Origin of the sequence: Halobacillus sp. KGW1, assembly GCF_001592845.1 — a bacterium.
Classification (GTDB): Bacteria; Bacillota; Bacilli; order Bacillales; family Halobacillaceae; genus Halobacillus.
The window spans coordinates 1,128,731-1,142,740 of record NZ_LSOC01000003.1; the positions used below are offsets into that span (position 1 = coordinate 1,128,731).

16 protein-coding genes are annotated in these 14,010 nt (G+C 49.7%); 4 read left to right on the forward strand and 12 right to left on the reverse strand.

Annotation, left to right across the window (positions count from 1 at the left end):
* Positions 1 to 116: 116 nt before the first annotated feature.
* The 4 genes from ychF to AXG56_RS14565 form a co-directional block, all read right to left on the reverse strand.
* Positions 117 to 1,214, reverse strand: a complete 1,098-nt coding sequence (gene ychF / locus AXG56_RS14550) for a redox-regulated ATPase YchF (RefSeq protein WP_008636585.1) — start codon at positions 1,212 to 1,214, stop codon at positions 117 to 119.
* 245 nt (positions 1,215 to 1,459) lie between these two features.
* Positions 1,460 to 1,654 (reverse strand): DUF951 domain-containing protein, encoded by a 195-nt coding sequence (locus AXG56_RS14555; RefSeq protein WP_008636583.1) that lies wholly within the window; start codon positions 1,652 to 1,654, stop codon positions 1,460 to 1,462.
* A gap of 15 nt (positions 1,655 to 1,669) precedes the next feature.
* Positions 1,670 to 2,575 carry a mechanosensitive ion channel family protein gene (locus tag AXG56_RS14560; RefSeq protein WP_008636581.1) on the reverse strand — a complete coding sequence of 302 codons (906 nt, stop codon included), beginning with the start codon at positions 2,573 to 2,575 and terminating at the stop codon, positions 1,670 to 1,672.
* A gap of 49 nt (positions 2,576 to 2,624) precedes the next feature.
* Positions 2,625 to 3,644, reverse strand: a complete 1,020-nt coding sequence (locus tag AXG56_RS14565) for a hypothetical protein (RefSeq protein ID WP_062515188.1) — start codon at positions 3,642 to 3,644, stop codon at positions 2,625 to 2,627.
* Positions 3,645 to 3,733: 89 nt separating this feature from the next.
* On the opposite strand from AXG56_RS14565, the gene yyaC reads away from it, so the two are divergent.
* Positions 3,734 to 4,360 carry a spore protease YyaC gene (gene yyaC, locus AXG56_RS14570; protein ID WP_008636576.1) on the forward strand — a complete coding sequence of 209 codons (627 nt, stop codon included), beginning with the start codon at positions 3,734 to 3,736 and terminating at the stop codon, positions 4,358 to 4,360.
* A gap of 151 nt (positions 4,361 to 4,511) precedes the next feature.
* Here the strand turns inward: yyaC and AXG56_RS14575 are convergent, their stop codons facing one another.
* The 8 genes from AXG56_RS14575 to AXG56_RS14610 all read right to left on the reverse strand — a co-directional run bounded on the left by AXG56_RS14575 (position 4,512) and on the right by AXG56_RS14610 (position 11,544).
* Complete coding sequence (locus AXG56_RS14575) at positions 4,512 to 5,216, reverse strand: DUF554 domain-containing protein (RefSeq protein WP_062515194.1); 705 nt, start codon at positions 5,214 to 5,216, stop codon at positions 4,512 to 4,514.
* A 66-nt stretch (positions 5,217 to 5,282) separates the two neighbouring features.
* Positions 5,283 to 6,131, reverse strand: coding sequence for a ParB/RepB/Spo0J family partition protein (locus AXG56_RS14580; protein ID WP_026577638.1), 849 nt, complete (start codon positions 6,129 to 6,131; stop codon positions 5,283 to 5,285).
* The gene (locus tag AXG56_RS14585) at positions 6,112 to 6,885 is read right to left on the reverse strand and encodes a ParA family protein (RefSeq protein ID WP_026577637.1); all 774 of its coding nucleotides are present in this window, start codon (positions 6,883 to 6,885) and stop codon (positions 6,112 to 6,114) included. Before AXG56_RS14585 ends, AXG56_RS14580 begins: the two co-directional genes overlap by 20 nt.
* Before the next feature lie 114 nt (positions 6,886 to 6,999).
* Positions 7,000 to 7,863, reverse strand: coding sequence for a nucleoid occlusion protein (noc, locus tag AXG56_RS14590; RefSeq protein WP_026577636.1), 864 nt, complete (start codon positions 7,861 to 7,863; stop codon positions 7,000 to 7,002).
* Between the two features lie 375 nt (positions 7,864 to 8,238).
* A complete protein-coding gene (locus AXG56_RS14595) occupies positions 8,239 to 8,847 on the reverse strand; it encodes a response regulator transcription factor (protein ID WP_026577635.1) in 609 nt (202 codons plus the stop codon).
* Between the two features lie 12 nt (positions 8,848 to 8,859).
* Positions 8,860 to 9,945 (reverse strand): sensor histidine kinase, encoded by a 1,086-nt coding sequence (locus AXG56_RS14600; RefSeq protein WP_235601510.1) that lies wholly within the window; start codon positions 9,943 to 9,945, stop codon positions 8,860 to 8,862.
* Positions 9,946 to 9,950: 5 nt separating this feature from the next.
* Positions 9,951 to 10,691: an ABC transporter permease gene (locus AXG56_RS14605; protein WP_026577633.1), complete on the reverse strand. Its 741-nt coding sequence runs from the start codon at positions 10,689 to 10,691 to the stop codon at positions 9,951 to 9,953.
* Positions 10,675 to 11,544 carry an ABC transporter ATP-binding protein gene (locus AXG56_RS14610; RefSeq protein WP_062515198.1) on the reverse strand — a complete coding sequence of 290 codons (870 nt, stop codon included), beginning with the start codon at positions 11,542 to 11,544 and terminating at the stop codon, positions 10,675 to 10,677. The genes AXG56_RS14605 and AXG56_RS14610 overlap by 17 nt, the downstream gene beginning before the upstream one ends.
* A 197-nt stretch (positions 11,545 to 11,741) precedes the next feature.
* Between AXG56_RS14610 and AXG56_RS14615 the strand changes: the two genes are divergently transcribed.
* The 3 genes from AXG56_RS14615 to AXG56_RS14625 all read left to right on the forward strand — a co-directional run bounded on the left by AXG56_RS14615 (position 11,742) and on the right by AXG56_RS14625 (position 13,997).
* Positions 11,742 to 11,996, forward strand: a complete 255-nt coding sequence (locus AXG56_RS14615) for a transcriptional regulator SplA domain-containing protein (RefSeq protein WP_008638933.1) — start codon at positions 11,742 to 11,744, stop codon at positions 11,994 to 11,996.
* Positions 11,990 to 13,018 carry a spore photoproduct lyase gene (gene splB / locus AXG56_RS14620; protein WP_008638935.1) on the forward strand — a complete coding sequence of 343 codons (1,029 nt, stop codon included), beginning with the start codon at positions 11,990 to 11,992 and terminating at the stop codon, positions 13,016 to 13,018. Before AXG56_RS14615 ends, splB begins: the two co-directional genes overlap by 7 nt.
* A 109-nt stretch (positions 13,019 to 13,127) precedes the next feature.
* Positions 13,128 to 13,997, forward strand: a complete 870-nt coding sequence (locus AXG56_RS14625) for an SDR family oxidoreductase (RefSeq protein WP_062515200.1) — start codon at positions 13,128 to 13,130, stop codon at positions 13,995 to 13,997.
* Positions 13,998 to 14,010: the final 13 nt, after the last annotated feature.

Below are 14,010 nucleotides of genomic sequence, written 5' to 3' on the forward strand. Positions count from 1 at the left end.
GGACTTGACGGCTCCTTCTCTATCGAAGGGGCAAGGAGTAATCAATAATTACTCACAATATAGTATTGTAACAAACTTGTCCCTCATTTACAAGCCTTCGGCGAAAGCTCGTGCGCTTACACGTTGAAACGGAAATGGATGACATCCCCGTCACGGACGATATACTCTTTTCCTTCCAGACGAACGCGTCCACGGTCGCGTGCTGCTCCCATCGAACCCGCTTCCATCAGGTCATCATAAGACACCGTCTCGGCACGGATGAACCCGCGCTCAAAGTCCGTGTGGATGATTCCTGCTGCTTGAGGGGCTGTCATGCCTTCTTTGAACGTCCAGGCACGGACTTCCTGCTCCCCGGCTGTGAAGTACGTTGCAAGACCCAGAAGGTTGTAAGTCGCCTTGATCAGCTGATCGAGGCCGGACTCTGCAATTCCGAGATCCTCCAGAAATTCTTCTTTTTCGTCGCCGTCCAGTTCGGCGATCTCTGATTCGATTTTCGCACAAACAACGATGACTTCCGCGTTTTCTTTCGCTGCGAACTCGCGGATTTGTTTGACCTTATCGTTGTCGCCTTCCCCGATTTCCTCTTCGCTTACATTCGCGACATAAAGGATCGGTTTCGCCGTCAATAAGTGCAGACCTTTGACGATCTTCTGCTGGTCTGTGCCGAATTCGACGGCACGGGCCGGCGTTTCGTCTTCCAATGCTTCTCTCAACGTCTCCAATACCGCCTGCTCCGCTACGGCATCCTTGTCCTTCTGACGGGCAAGTTTCGCGACGCGGTCCAGACGCTTCGTGACGGTTTCAAGATCGGCAAGGATAAGCTCCAGGTTGATCGTTTCGATATCGGTGATCGGATCGACCTGGCCGGATACGTGGGTGATGTTCTCATCTTCGAAAGCGCGGACGACGTGACAAATGGCATCCACCTGACGAATGTGGGAAAGGAATTGGTTTCCAAGTCCTTCACCTTTACTTGCGCCTTTGACAATACCGGCGATATCCGTGAATTCAAACGCTGTCGGAACGGTCTTCTTCGGATTTACAAGCTCTGTCAGCTTGTCCAGCCGCTCATCCGGAACTTCTACGATCCCGACGTTCGGGTCGATGGTAGCGAACGGATAGTTGGCGGACAATGCTCCCGCTTGTGTTATTGCGTTAAATAACGTAGATTTCCCTACGTTCGGCAAACCTACGATTCCTGCTGTTAGTGCCATATAAGACTTTCACTCCTTAAGGATTTACATACATGCATGTTAGTCATTTCAATTATAGATTTTGTACTTGAAAATAACAACCGGTGCTATTCCGTAATCAGGCGTTATTCTCTCTTCATTCTTACCATATTCGTGAAAGGAAAATCAGCAGTCGGGAACAATTCATATCAGAAAATGAAAGTTCATCATCCACTACCGGTCCCGAACCGAGAAGAAACCCTCCTGATACAAAGGAGGGTTTCACGTCATTCTGCTGTTTCCAAAACTTTCTTCAGCTTCGTTTCAAACTTGCGGCGCGGGACGAGCACACTGTGGCCGCAGCCTTCACATTTGATCCGGATATCCGCACCCATCCGGATGATCTTCCAGCGGTTTTCTCCGCATGGATGGGGCTTCTTCATTTGAACGACGTCATTCAGTTCATAATTTTTCTCCGCCAAGGGAACTTCCTCCTCTTATTCTTCTTCCTTACGTTCTTCGTTCTCGTCACGAGAGTACATGACCATGCGGGGGAACGGAATCTCGATTCCTCTTTCGTCGAGGCGTGCCTTTATTTCTTTACGCATCGCACGGGCAATTACCCAGTGCTCCATAGGGTTCACTTCACTGATGATACGCATAACGACGTCGGACGCTCCGAAGTTCTGGACACCGAGAAGCTGCGGCACTCCGATCATGGAATCATAGCGCTCCGGCATTTCTTCCAACAGCTCGAGAATCACTTTCTCCGCTCTGTCAATGTCTTGTTCATAAGCGATACCGACATCGACGACAGCAATACTGTTGTGAATCGAGTAGTTCGTCACCTGTGTCACATTTCCGTTCGGAAGAATATGTACTTCACCCGTCCAGGCTTTCACTTTACAAGTACGAAGACCCACTTCTTCTACAAAGCCTTCCACTCCGGACGTCTGGATATAATCCCCGACAGAGAACTGATCTTCGAAAATGATGAAGAAGCCGGAAATGATATCCCGGACAAGGTTCTGTGCGCCAAAACCGATGGCGAGACCGGCGACCCCGGCACCGGCAAGCAATGCCCCGACGTTCAGCGAGAACGTATCCAGAATCATGACGAAAGCGATGAAGTACACCACATACGACAACGTGTTCAAAATCAATTTGTTCAGCGTCGCTTCCCGGCGCTGGGTAATTTGGAAAGGCCCTCTCCGTTGATTGGTAAAGAACCTCGTCACCACTTTTCTTCCTATACGAATGACCAAAAAAGCGACAAGCAGAATAAGAACGATCTGTAACGCTCCGAGTGCAATCGTCATCCATAAATCCGGCCCGGTTACATACTCAACGACCTCATCCCATTTCGTTTTCGCATCTTCTACAACTGTTGCGGGATTGCTCACCCTGTCCCCTCCTGTACGACATGAATATGACATTCATTTTAACAGGTTTTCACCGAATTTTGAATCGGGAAAGAATCGGGTATAAGAGAAGAGAGGCAAGCACATATAAATTCAGAATGCCATATAGAGGGTACAAATATTCAATCAACGTGGAGAAGCCGAACGATGTGAATGGGAGCATTACCGCAATCACTCCCATCGCCAGAATCCAAAGCGGCTGCCGGACGTATTCACGAAATCGTGTGACGAGCCCGAGCGTTCCGGAAGCCGCTGTCGTAAAGATGGCGATCCACAGCATCAGGGACATGAAGAGCATCATAGCATACGGATAATGTTTCAAAATCGCAAATAGAGGTATCTCATACAAAATGATGTCCTCCGCAATTTGGATGAGGCTGTTGTTATAGAGATAGGATACAACACCCAGAATGACACCGCTCCCGACGCTTGCCACCCATATTTCCCCTCTGCGCTTCACTTGATTGCCGATCGCCCCGAGCACGGCGATGAGCGGCAGGATATTCAGCGCGGTGAATGGAAATGCCGCCATCCAATTACTGTTCTCCATCACATGACCGAACAGAGACAGATGCTGGTCGCTGATGAACAGAATCAGAACGAACAACAACCCCGCAATCAAAAGGGGAAGCACGAAGCTGTTGACGAGTACGATCCCTTTTACATCCCACACGAACAAGAGAATGAGTGGAAGGATGATAATGAGCACCCCGAACTTGTAAGGGAAATGGAATGCCTGCCACGTTGCACCCGATCCTGCCAGCATGATGACAGTCGTCGTGAACAGATAGATGATGATCATCCAATCGTACACCCCGGTCAAATGCTTTCCGACGATGGCCCGGAGAACCGGCAGATAATGGCCGGACTGTTTCTTGAAGCTGATATCCATGATCGCCACACAACAGAAGATGAACATGAGAGCGAACAGCAGGATGGCCAGGCTGCTGTCTTGTCCAAAAAATTGCCAGAGCTCCCTCCCGGAAGCATACCCGGCACCGATCATCGTTCCTACTATCAAGAACATCCACTTGACACCTGCTTTTATCATGACGGTTCCTCCACCTCTATGTATTTGTCACGTATAGAACGACGGACAACCTTATATACTGTTACTACTATGTGTCTGGAGGAGAAGCTATGAATTTCAAGGACAAGTTTTCCAAAGAAGAGAAACGTGTCAGCACCGACGATCCGGCCATGAGCGATACGTTAGCCACCTACCTGAACGATTGGCTTCCGTCCTCTCAGGAAATCGTCATCGCCTGTATCGGAACCGACCGCTCCACAGGAGATGCCTTCGGTCCGCTCGTCGGCTCGATGCTGAATGATCAGAATCTGGAAACCTTCCATATTTACGGTACGCTCGAAGAACCGCTCCATGCCCTCAACTTAAAAGAGCGGCTGACGTGGATCAGCAAGACCCACCATCACCCCTATATCCTGGCCGTCGATGCCTGCCTTGGTAAATCAGCGTCTGTCGGATCTGTCGTTCTCGGCAAAGGTTCCCTGACACCCGGTTCGGCCTTAAAGAAGGATCTGCCTCCGGTCGGCCATATGCATATCAGCGGCATGGTCAATGTCAGTGGATTCATGGAGCACGTCGTCCTGCAGAATACACGGCTGCACATTGTCATGCAGATGGCAGCAAAAGTAGCGGCAGCCCTTCAGCTGACGGACGCGAAGCGCAGACAGAACCAATTAGAAACATCACCCTATCACCCGTTCACTACGAACATCAACCCGATGAAAAAGGAAATCCGCTGAACATAAAAAAAAGCCCCAACCAATGTGGTTGGGGCTTTTCATCCTTGTCTTGCTTGAACCTATTGGTGGAAGGACCATTCCAGTATAGGGGGGACGTTTATATATAGGCGAAAACGCTCGATTCCGATAAAAGTTGATTTGAACATATGTATTAGAACCAGTGAACGACCGCGAGAATCAGGCCGACGGTGCCTAGAGAAGGGAGCAGGTTCGCTACCCGTATTTTCGTCAGCTTCAGCATATTCAAAGCGATTGCCACGATTAACAAACCGCCGGTTGCCGTCATCTCGACGATGAAAGTATCCAATACCTCCTGAGGGACAAACCGTTGAATTTGTGTCGCCAAAAGAGCAATCGATCCTTCGTACAGGACGACAGGACAAAGGGAAAACAAGACCCCTATTCCGAGTGTCGACGTCAGGACGAGAGAAATAAACCCGTCGAGAATCGCTTTCGTAATCAATATTTCATGGTCATTACGCAGGCCGCTGTCCAGAGCCCCGACGACGGCCATCGCTCCGATGACGAAAATAAGCGAAGCCGACACGAACCCTTGGGCGATGCTCACCGTTTGTTCCGGATTTGCGAATTTCCGTTCGATCCAGCGTCCGATATATTCAAGCCTTGATTCCAGCTGCAGGCCTTCCCCGATCAGTGCCCCGCTCAGAATACTCAATAGGACGATGACGATATCATCCGACTCCAGCGCCATTTGAATCCCGATGAGCAGCACCGCCAGTCCGACTCCCGACATGACCGTTTCTTTAAAACGTTCCGGAATCCTAGTAAAGATCAATCCCAGCAAGGTTCCGACAAGAATACATAAACCATTGATTAAAGTACCAAGTAAAACCATGACATTCTCTCCAATGTTGTTTTTTCACAAAAAAAGAAGAGGCCGGGTGACCTCCTTTTCCTGCCTTCACTCTTTTTCTTTATCAAAATATGCTAAAATCCGCTCTAAATCATCTTCATTCATGAATTCGATCTCAATCTTCCCTTTACGCTTACCTTTATGGATCTTCACCCCGGTACCGAGACGTTCCTTCAAGGAAGTCTCCTGCTCCCTCAGGAAAATATCCTGTGCTTCCTGCTTCGGCTTTTGTTTCCTGCCGTTTCGGTTTATTTCCTGAATGATCTGCTCTACCTGACGGACATTCAACGATTCCCGTTCGATTCTATCAACGAGCTTTAACTGGACATCTTTGTCTTTCAACCCCAGCAGAGCCCGTCCGTGCCCCATGGACAACGTTCCGTCATTAATCTTCGCCGTCACCTGTCGGGGAAGTGCGAGCAGACGAATCAGATTCGCTATATGAGATCTGCTTTTCCCAAGACGATTCGCAAGCATCTCCTGTGTGACATCGAGTTCTCTGATCAATTGCTCGTAGGATTTCGCTTCCTCGATCGGCGTCAAATCTTCCCGCTGCAGGTTTTCCAAGAGGGCAAGTTCCATCATCTGCTCATCCGTCAACGGCTGGATGATCGCAGGGATCGTCTCCAGTTCGGCAAGTTTCGCTGCACGATACCGGCGTTCTCCGACCACGATCTCGTAGCCTTTAATACTCTGCCTCACGACAAGAGGCTGAAGAATTCCGTGTTCTTCTATGGATTGTTTCAACCCGCTTAAGCTTTCATCATCGAAATACTTCCTGGGCTGATAAGGGTTGGGACGGCAATCTTTAATCGCAATCGTTTCTAGTTGTTTGTCATCGATGTTCTCTGTGTTGGTAATTAAAGCGTCAAGACCTTTACCTAACCCTCTCTCCATTTATGATCACTTCCTTCGCTAATTCTAGATAGACTTCTGCTCCCTTGGCTTTGGCATCATAGAGGATCACCGGACGTCCGTGGCTCGGAGCTTCACTCAGCCGGACATTGCGCGGGATGATAGACCGATAGACTTTCTCCCGAAAATATTTCTTCACTTCTTCAATCACTTCTATACCCAGGTTGGTACGGGCATCCAACATCGTCAAAAGGACCCCCTCGATCATAAGCCGCTTATTCAGATGCTTCTGGACGAGACGGATCGTGTTAAGCAATTGGCTCAGCCCTTCCAACGCATAATATTCGCACTGCACCGGAATAAGGACAGAATCGGAGGCCGTCAAAGCATTCAACGTCAGCAACCCTAAAGAAGGGGGGCAGTCGATGATGACATAATCATACTCATCTTTTACGCGGTCGATCGCTTTTTTCAGTCTTACTTCCCGGGAAATAATCGGGACCAACTCAATCTCTGCACCCGCAAGCTGAATCGTGGCGGGGATGATATCAAGACGTGGAGCAAGCGTGGATGTCCTGACCCGTGCAGGATCCAGATCGTCGACAAGTATATTGTAAATACAGTGGTCGAGGTCGCCTTTTTCTACACCGACACCGCTTGTAGCGTTGCCTTGAGGATCGATATCGACAAGCAGAACCTTATAGTCAAGATGCGCCAGCCCTGCACTGACATTGACCGCCGTCGTCGTTTTCCCGACGCCGCCCTTCTGGTTAGCGATGGAAATCACTCTACCCATGGTGTCACCTGCCTCTTTCGCTTTTCTTTCATCTTACCATTTATTAGCAGACATAGGCAGAAGGACTTAAAAAAATCCCATCTTCACTAAGCGTCAAGATGGGTCCCCGTACGATCATGGTTTCTTTTTCGGTATTTTAATTGTGATCTGATAATAGTCATCATGATCTTCTTCGTCCGTTTCGAGATCGATGCCGGTATCTGTCACCATCGTCAAAGACTGTCGAATCGTATTCATCGCGATCCGCATATCCTTGTTGACACCTTTCATCCTCGGTTTCTTCTTCTTCGGTTTCGGATCCATCCATTTGGCGATCCGTTCTTCCGTCTGTTTCACGTTCAACTGTTTCTCAATGATTTCGGCAAGCATCTTTTCCTGAAGTTCCGGATCTTTCAATCCGATCAGGGCGCGCGCATGCCGTTCCGTAATCTGCTTATCCATGACAGCCTGCTGTACGACTTCCGGAAGCTTTAACAACCGCATCTTATTCGCAATCGTCGACTGACTCTTACCTAATCGTTGAGCCAGCGCTTCCTGTGTCAGTTCCTGCAGTTCAATCAGACGTGCGTACGCTACCGCTTCTTCAATGACCGTTAACTCTTCCCGCTGCAGGTTTTCAATAAGGGCCACCGATGCCGTCTGGGAATCATTCATCTCACGGATGATCGCAGGAACCTCTTCCCAGCCGAGCGACTGGACGGCCCGCCATCTGCGTTCACCGGCGATCAGTTCATAATCTTCTTCGTTTAACCGACGAAGAACGATCGGCTGAATCATCCCATGCGTATGTATCGTCTGGGCGAGTTCGCTAATCTTCTCGTTGTTAAATATCGCTCGAGGTTGGTAACGGTTCGGCTGTACACGTTCGACCGGAACCTGCACAACTTCATCGGGACTGTAGCCTTCTTCTTCATTGCTGCCTTTATCCGAATCCGGTTTGTCCCCTAGCCCGAATAAACGACCAAAAGGATGTAACACGATCAGACACCACCTTTATACGATCGAGCATACGCATTTCATCATAGATTGCTGTATTTTGAAATATAAAAAGCGCCGCAGGCTTGTTGGCTGCTGCGCGTACGTATGCCGTTTTTCATTTCTTTCCTACATTTTATCATATTTGCTTCCGTAAAAGTATCGAGAAGGTGGAAGAATTGTGTGACTCCTTTGTCGAATTCTCCCATCGATCACTACGGAAAGGGTTATTTTTCGCGGTTTCCACGCATCCCATCGTTGGCTGATGATGGCAAAAACCGTCGATATATTTTCTTTAACCCTATGAATTTAACATCCGGAACGTAATCTTGGAATGCCTCCGGGCGAAAATGCGCAAAACGCCCTACATGTGCTTCTTTAGTCCAGCCATCCTTTTCGTCTTGCGATGAAGGCTGCTTCCGTCCTGTTCTGCGCATCCAGCTTGCTCATGATTTCCGATAAATAATTCCGGACGGTGCCGCTTGATAAATACAAAGATTCGCTGATCTGCTTCGTGCTGCAGCCTTTCTCCACACAACGGAGAATCTCCTCTTCCCGGTCGTTGAGAGGCGACGCTTCCGTCGTAAACATCTGATGGATCAACTCCGGACTGATGACCTGCTTTCCGTTCATCACCTGCCGGATGTAATCGGCCAGTTCCTCACTCGGGGTATCCTTTAATAAATACCCATCGACCTTTTCTTTCCAGGCATCCTCCAAGTACCCCCTTTTGGAAAACGTCGTCAGAATTAGGATCTTCGTCTCCAGACCATTAGCTTTCGCCTCTTTCAGGACTTCGACTCCCGTCATCAGCGGCATTTCGATGTCGAGCAGGGCGATATCCGGCCGCTTCGTCTCCATCAATCGGAGCGCCTCTCTGCCATCGGCAGCCTCTCCGATCACTTCGAAATCGGCTTCCATACTAAGCAGCGTCCGCAGCGCACTGCGGAGCATCGTCTGATCCTCTGCGATAATGATCGAAAGCATACGCATTCCTCCTTATTTTTGAACTTTGGGCACATGAACGACCAACACGGTCCCGCGCTGTTTGGCGGATTCTATATTCATACGGCCGCTGATCATATGCAGCCGCTCCTCCATCCCAAGCAACCCGTTTCCCGCCTCACCCTTAAACCCGATTCCGTCATCGCTGATCGTCATCCGCACTTCTTCCGGTAAATCTTCCACGCGGATCGTACATCTGCTCGCGAAGCTGTGACGGATCACGTTGGTGATGCTTTCCCGCAGACTGTAGGCGAGGATATTCTCATAGAGCGGATTCAAACCATGGACAGGAACAGGAGCATCAACGACCGCTTCCATTTCCATTTCCCGCAAAAGCTTTTCTGCGTGGATCAGTTCTTCCCGGAACGACAGCTGCTTCAAATCAGAAACGATCTCCCTGATCTGGTTCAGAACAGTACGTGAAATCGTGTGGATTTCCTTGATTTCTCTCTCTGCCTGTTCGATTTTATCAGGCAGAGAGCGCCTGGCAATGTCGCTTTTCAATGTAATCATCGACAGCGTCTGGCCGACCGTATCGTGCAGATCGCGCCCGATTCGTTCCCGTTCCTGCTGCTTGACGAGCTCTTCGATGCGTCGATTCGCTTTCGAGAGCTGCTCTTTCATATTCCACGATTTGACCTCGTTCCGGATCCCGACCGGAATGGCCGCAACAAGAATCATAGCAGCTACAATAGTGGAGAAATCGATGACTCGCGACGAATACAGAGTCAGCATATATAATTCAAAGAATAAAAGCGGAGCAAGCATATACACGACAATGATCTTCCAGCGCTTATGGATGAAATAAAGCGAATAAGTCGTATAAATCGATAAATAAATGAATGTCTCATGAAAGAAGAAGAGCAGCACAGCAAGAAGTGCCGTCATACCGAGAGCATCAAGGAAAGCCCGGGAAGGATGCCAGTACATATCCCGGAACATAAGGAAGAAGACAAGCAAAAGAAGAAGGCCGAAGCCTCCTTCCCAGCCACCCGTCGCTATCAATGCAATAAGCGGAACAAGCATATAAATCAGCCAGAACAACGGGGCACGCCCGTATTTCTCCGGAAACAATCTCATGACATTCATCCTTCCTGAAAACGGCGGTACGTCCACAAGGATCCCGTGAGGAAAAAGAGGAAGTAGCCGGCCAGCACAATAATTGTCAAAGCGGATATCGATTCTCCTGCAAGGATCGACCATGCCCCGTCCGCATACAGGTGCCCCGGCGTCCACGCACCGACCTCCCGGACGAAGACCGGAAGCTGGCGGAGCGGCATCCACAGGCCACCGATGATCGCGAGTCCAAGTGTAATCAAGTTAGCGAACCCGGCCGCCGTCTCCGCTGTTTTGAAGACAGACACCCACGTTCCAAGTGCCAGGAACGGAAGGATCGCAAGCCACACCCATGCAACGATTTTAACCCACGTATAGAAACCCAAATCGATATCCTTCCAGTTCGCAACGATGATAAACATAAACAGAATGACGGCCAGATTCAATACCATCAAAGCAGAGAGTCTTCCAAGAAAATACTGCCAATGCTTCATCGGAAGCGACTTCACCCATGACATCCACGGCTGTCTCCGGTCATGAAGCAGCTGAATCCCCATTGTCGTCACCGAGGCACTCATCATGCTGAAGCAGGTCATCGAGACGAGAAAGTACGCTTTCCACTCCGCTCCGTCGATCATCACTGTATCATCGACCGTCTGTGTGTATATCGCATAGAATACAAGCGGCATCAACATCGAGAATATAATGAAATACGGATTTCTTCCCATACGTAAAAGCTCAATCTTCATAACGTTATACCATGTTTTCATTGTGAATTCCTTCCTTTCCGAGCAATTCTTCATAAAAATGTTCGACTGTATGCTTCTCTACCGTCAAATTCCGGAAGGGCACCGCCTCCCGGACGAGCCATGTAATCCATTCGTCCGATCGGTCCGTCTTGAGCTCCCACCGTAATGTCAGGCCGTTTCTCTGAAATCCGGCGCCTTCCAATAAGCCTTGCGGCGTTGATCCGCTTAAGTCGAACCGGATCCAGGAGTGCGTCTGTTCGATATCAGATACGGTTTGGTCGGATTTGAGCCGTCCCTTTTCCATAAACAGCACCCGATCTCCAAGTAAGGATGCTTCCTGCAGCAAATGTGTCGTCATCAGAATCGTCATTCCCTGCTGTTTCAACTGTCGGATCTGTTCATACACATGCTTTCTTGCCGACACGTCCATCCCCGCTGTCGGTTCATCCATGATCAAGAGCTTCGGACGACCGACAAGAGCAAGAGCGAAGATCAGCTTCCGCTTCTGGCCGATACTGAGATGGTCTGTCTTCACCTTCGCTTGCTCCGTCAAACCGGACAATTGGAGCACCTCTTCATACGACAGCGGATCCTGATACATCTTCCTTGTGAACTGGATGAGTTCTTTTATCGTGACACGATCCATCAGCGAAGCATCCTGCAGGACATAACCGACCTGCCGGGTTCCATCGCTCCAGTCGAACCTTCCGCTCTCTGCACGGATATTGCCCATGATCCATTGGAGCAGCGTCGTTTTCCCAGCCCCGTTCGCACCGAGAAGCAGGACACATTCCCCCTCCGAAAGTTCCATGGATACGTCATCCAGCGCCGTCGTTTTTCCATATTTCTTCGTTACATTCGATAGCTTCAACATCCCGCCTCTTCCTTTCCAGGTCTTTCGTTACATCTATCGTATCAGGATGCGGAGGAAATAATTAGAAAGCATTGTCATGATGAAAGATGACAATTGTCATCTTTTATTCGTTTCACATGAAACAAGCATCCTCTCTTGTAATAATTGGCGGGTTTTGTGGAAAAATGAGCACAACAACTAAGAGAGCAGGTGATTGGATGGATGGGAGCAGTTATAAAGCAGGCGATGTCGTCTATGTCGTTTACCGCAATCCGCATACGTATGATGTAGCGAATGTACAGGAGGCGGCCGTGGTGAACGACCCGGAAAACCCGGGTTCCCTGGCATTATTTTTGTATGAAACGTATTTTCCACTGGATGAGAGCATAGCCGTCTATGCATCCGAAGGGGAAGCGGAGCGGGCCTACTATGATGCGTTCGGCGGTGTGGAATCGGAGGGAGATCTGTGGTAAAACCATTCGTACCGGAACTGGTCTATATCGAGCCGCGGGCGCTCGATTACCCCTTAGGCCGGGAATTAAAAGAGAAATTCGAAAACATGGGCATCGAAATTCGTCAAACGACGTCGCATAATCAGGTCAGGAACCTCCCCGGAGAGAACGATTTCCAAAAATACCGGATGGCGAAATCGACGCTCGTCGTCGGTGTAAGGAAAACGCTCAAATTCGATACGTCTAAACCATCGGCTGAATACGCGATCCCGCTAGCGACCGGGTGCATGGGGCACTGCCATTACTGCTACCTGCAGACGACGATGGGGAGCAAACCATATATTCGGACCTATGTGAACGTGGAGGAGGTCTTTGATGCTGCCGAGCAGTATATGAAGGAACGAATGCCGGAGGAAACCCGTTTCGAAGCGTCCTGTACGTCGGATATCGTCGGCATCGATCACCTGACCCATTCCCTCAAACGGGCAATTGAATATTTCGGGGAATCCGACCACGGAAGGCTGCGGTTCGTGACGAAGTTCGCTCATGTCGATCATCTGCTGGACGCGAAGCATAACGGCAGGACACGCTTCCGCTTCAGCATGAACGCGGACTATGTCATCAAGTACTTAGAGCCCGGCACGTCCCGCCTGGACGAGCGGATCGAGGCAGCTGCCAAAGTAGCGAAGGCCGGCTATCCTCTCGGGTTCATCATCGCACCGATTTATCTGTACGACGATTGGAAGGAAGGGTACCGGGTGCTGTTTGAGAAGCTACACGACAAACTCCCGGACTACGCCACGAAGGATTTGACGTTCGAACTGATCCAGCACCGCTTTACGAAGCCTGCCAAGCGCGTCATTGAGAAAAATTATCCGATGACAAAGCTTGAGATGGATGAGGAGAAAAGAAAGTACAAATGGGGTCGATACGGAATTGGGAAATACGTGTACCAGACCGACGAACAGGAAGATATGAAGAAGACGCTCGGCGGGTATATTAATCAGTACTTCCCGGAAGCAAGTCTCGAATACTTTACTTGATCAGGGCGCCTTGTGCGCCTTTTTGTCTGCCTGAAAAACATCGTCCGTGTTTTATTTTTCCAAAAAGGTGGAATGAGCATACAAAACATTCCACAGAGGAGGATGAAGCATGACACGATATAATCGACAGACAGATGGACAGCCGGCACAGGAACAAGGTAGCCAGCCCGGAATGGAGAGTGAAATGCAGCCATTGCCGCTCCAAGCGGATACAGATTACCAAAGCGGAAATAAACTACAAGGAAAAGTCGCCCTGATCACCGGCGGGGACAGCGGAATTGGAAGGTCTGTCGCTATTGGATACGCAAAGGAGGGGGCAGACGTTGCCATTTCGTATCTGGAGGAGCATGAGGATGCCGAGCACACGAAGCAGCTCGTCGAAGCAGAAGGTCGCCGGGCGATTCTGATTGCAGGCGATGTCGGTGATGAAGATGTTTGTAAGCAGGCGGTTCAGCGAACAGTGGATAAGCTGGGACAGCTGGATATTCTCGTCAACAACGCTGCGGAACAGCATCCGAAGGACGATTTGTTGGATATTACTACAGAACAACTGGAAAGCACGTTCCGCACGAATATCTTTTCTATGTTCCATTTGACGAAAGCAGCGATTCCACATTTGAAACAAGGAAGTGCGATCATCAACACCGCTTCCATTAATCCATATACAGGTAACCCGCAGCTTGTCGATTATACAGCGACGAAAGGGGCCGTTGTCGCCTTCACCCGTTCCATGGCCCAACAGCTCGTCGACACAGGAATACGCGTGAACGGAGTCGCTCCGGGACCGATCTGGACACCGCTCATTCCAGCGACTTTCCCGAAAGAAGACGTCGAAGAATTCGGTACCAGTACGCCGATGGGCCGCCCGGGGCAGCCGGTCGAACACGTCGGAAGCTACGTCCTGCTTGCTTCTGATGATTCCACCTACATCACAGGTCAGTTCATCCATATCAACGGAGGAATGTACACATCAAGCTGAGAGAGGAATAGAA